Source organism: Rhodosalinus sp. (assembly GCF_041685465.1).
Lineage (GTDB): Bacteria > Pseudomonadota > Alphaproteobacteria > Rhodobacterales > Rhodobacteraceae > Rhodosalinus.
In genome coordinates, this window is the sequence record NZ_JAWLFS010000319.1 from 1 (window position 1) to 2687 (window position 2687).

Consider the following 2687-nt stretch of genomic DNA (forward strand, 5'->3'; position numbering starts at 1 on the left):
CTTCTCGTTCGCCTCCGAGCCGGAGTTGCAGTAGTAGACGCGGGAGAGCCCCGGCATCTTGTCGATCAGCGCCTCGGCGAAGCGCGCGCCGGGGATCGTCCCGGCGGCGCCCGCGAAATAGTTGAGCTTGACGAGCTGCTCGCGCACCGCGTCTGCGATCCGCTCGCGCCCGTAGCCCACGTTCACCGTCCAGACCCCGCCCGAGACGGCGTCGAGATGCTCCTTGCCGTTCTGGTCCCAGACCGACATGCCGCGTCCCTCGACGATGACGCGCGGCGCGCCGGTCTCGAAGGGCTTGTGCTGCACCAGGTGGTGCCAGACATGCGCGCGGTCGGCCTCGATCACGGCGGTCAGATCGTTGTCGTGGCGGTTGCCGTCCATGCGGACCTCCCTCTTGGCTGGCCGGGCGTGCCCGGCGGCTCCTGTTTTGCCGCGATGCTAGCGGTTCGCTCCCGCGGTGGCGAGAGGTTTCACCGCCCCGTCACGCGTCAAGATCCCCGCCCCCGTCACGATCCCGTACCCGCCAGCGCGTCGCCCGCTCGCGCAGCGCGCTGCCCAGAATGGCGACGTCCACGCCGACGGCGACGAACTGCGCCCCGCAGGCGAGGTAGCGCTCGACCGCCGCCTCGTCATCCGAGAGGATCCCGGGCGCCTTGCCCGCCGCGCGGATGCGGCGCAGCGCGTCCTCGATCGCCGCCTGCACCTCGGGCGCGTCCGCGCGGCCCGGATACCCCATGTCCGCCGAGAGATCCGCCGGCCCGATGAAGACGCCGTCCACCCCCGCGACCCCGAGTATCTCGTCGAGCGCGGCGAGCCCCGCGCGCGTCTCCACCTGCACCAGCAGGCAGATCTCGGCGTTGGCCGTCGTCGCGTAATCCGCGATCGCCCCGAAGCGCGACGCCCGCGCGAGCGCGGCGCCCATGCCGCGGATGCCCTCCGGCGGGTAGCGCGTGGCGCGCACCAGATCGCGCGCGGCCTGCGCGGTTTCGACGAGCGGGATCAGCAGCGTCTGCGCGCCCGCGTCGAGCACCTGCTTGATCGCCCAGTCCTCGCCCATCGGCAGCCGCACCACCGGATGCGCCGGCAGCGGCTCGAGCACCTGAAGCTGCGCGGTGATCGAGGGCAGGTCGTTCGGCGCATGTTCCCCGTCGATCAGCAGCCAGTCGAAGCCGGCGTGCCCCGCGACCTCCGCCGGGTAGGGATGCGCGAAGCCGAGCCAGCAGCCGAAGACGGTCCCGCCGCGTGCGAGCGCGGCCTTGAAGGCGTTGTGCGGTGCGGGCATCGGCTCAGACCTCCCTTGCCAGTTCGGTGATCACGTCGAAGGCCATGTCGACATCCTGCGCCTCGGTGCCGAAGGCGCCGGCCTGGAAGCGGATCACCTGCCGCCCGTCCACCTTCGTGGGCGTGAGGTAGATGCGCCCGTCGTCGTTGATCCGCTGCACCAGCGCGAGGGTGCGCGCGTCGGCGTCGGGTCCCGTCAGGCGGAAGGTGAAGAGCGAGAGCACCGGCTCCGTCACGATCTCGATCCCCGGCACGGCGCCGAGCCGCGTGCAGAGCGCCGCGCTCCAGCGCACGTGGTCGCGGATCATCGTGCGAAGCCCGGTGAGCCCGTGCGCGCGCATCAGAACCCAGAGCTTCAGCGCCCGGAACCGCCGGCCGAGGGGGATCGACCACTCCGAGTAGTCGATCACCCCCTCGGCGCCATGCGTCTTCAGGTACTCCGGCTGGATGGCGAGCGTGCGCGTCAGGTCCTCCGGCGACTTCAGGAAATGCGCCGAACAGTCGAACTGCGCGCCGAGCCACTTGTGCGGGTTGAGGACGACCGAATCGGCCCGCTCCACCCCGGCCCACAGGGAACGGAATTCCGGGCAGATCATCGCGCTCCCGGCCCAGGCGGCATCGACATGCACGAAGAGCCCGTGGCGCTCGGCCACCGTGCAGACCGCGGCGATGTCGTCCGAGGCGCCCGTGCCGGTCGCGCCGGTGCAGGCGACGACGCCGGCCGGCCGCAGCCCCTCGGCAGCGTCCCGCACGATCGCATGCTCCAGCGCCTCCGCGTCCAGCCCGCGGAGCGCCCCCCGCGCGGGCAGCTTGACGAGGTTGTCCCGCCCGATCCCGGCGATCCATGCCGCGCGCTCGACCGAGGAATGGGCCTCTTCCGAGCAGTAGACCCGCACGGCGGGCTGCGCGGCGAGCCCTTGCGCGTTGCCGGCCCAGCCGAGCGCGCGCTCGCGCATGACCAGAAGCGCGGCGAGGGTCGCGGAACTCGCGCTGTCCTGAATGACACCGCGAAAGGCCGGCGGCAGGCCCGTCGCCTCGGCCATCCATTCCATCACCCGCGTCTCCATCTCGGTCGCGGCGGGCGATGTCTGCCAGAGCATGCACTGCGGCGCGAGCGCGGCCGTGACCCATTCGGCCAGCACCGAGGCCGGTGCCGCGCTGGCCGGAAAATAGGCGAAGAAGCGCGGATGCTGCCAGTGCGTGATCCCCGGCATCACGACCCGCTCGAAATCGGCCCAGATGGTCTCCATCTCCTCCGCGGCCTCCGGCGGGTGCTCCGGCAGTGCCCCGAGCGTCGCGCCGGGCGCGAGCGGCGCCCGCACCGGCCGGGCGCGCAGCGTCGCGTGATACTCCGCCGCCCACTCCGCGACCTTGCGGCCCCAGCCCGCGAATCCCTCCCAGTCCAT

General features: G+C 72.3%; 3 protein-coding genes. All 3 read right to left on the reverse strand.

Features of this window, described 5'->3' with window-relative positions; all coding sequences use genetic code 11:
- The coding region (locus ACESL7_RS15080; RefSeq protein ID WP_372894115.1) for an aminotransferase class III-fold pyridoxal phosphate-dependent enzyme at positions 1-381 on the reverse strand (381 nt) is incomplete at its 3' end.
- 100 nt (positions 382-481) lie between these two features.
- Positions 482-1282, reverse strand: coding sequence for an aldolase/citrate lyase family protein (locus ACESL7_RS15085; RefSeq protein ID WP_372894116.1), 801 nt, complete (start codon positions 1280-1282; stop codon positions 482-484).
- 4 nt (positions 1283-1286) lie between these two features.
- The coding region (locus ACESL7_RS15090) for a pyridoxal phosphate-dependent decarboxylase family protein (RefSeq protein ID WP_372894117.1) at positions 1287-2687 on the reverse strand (1401 nt) is incomplete at its 5' end.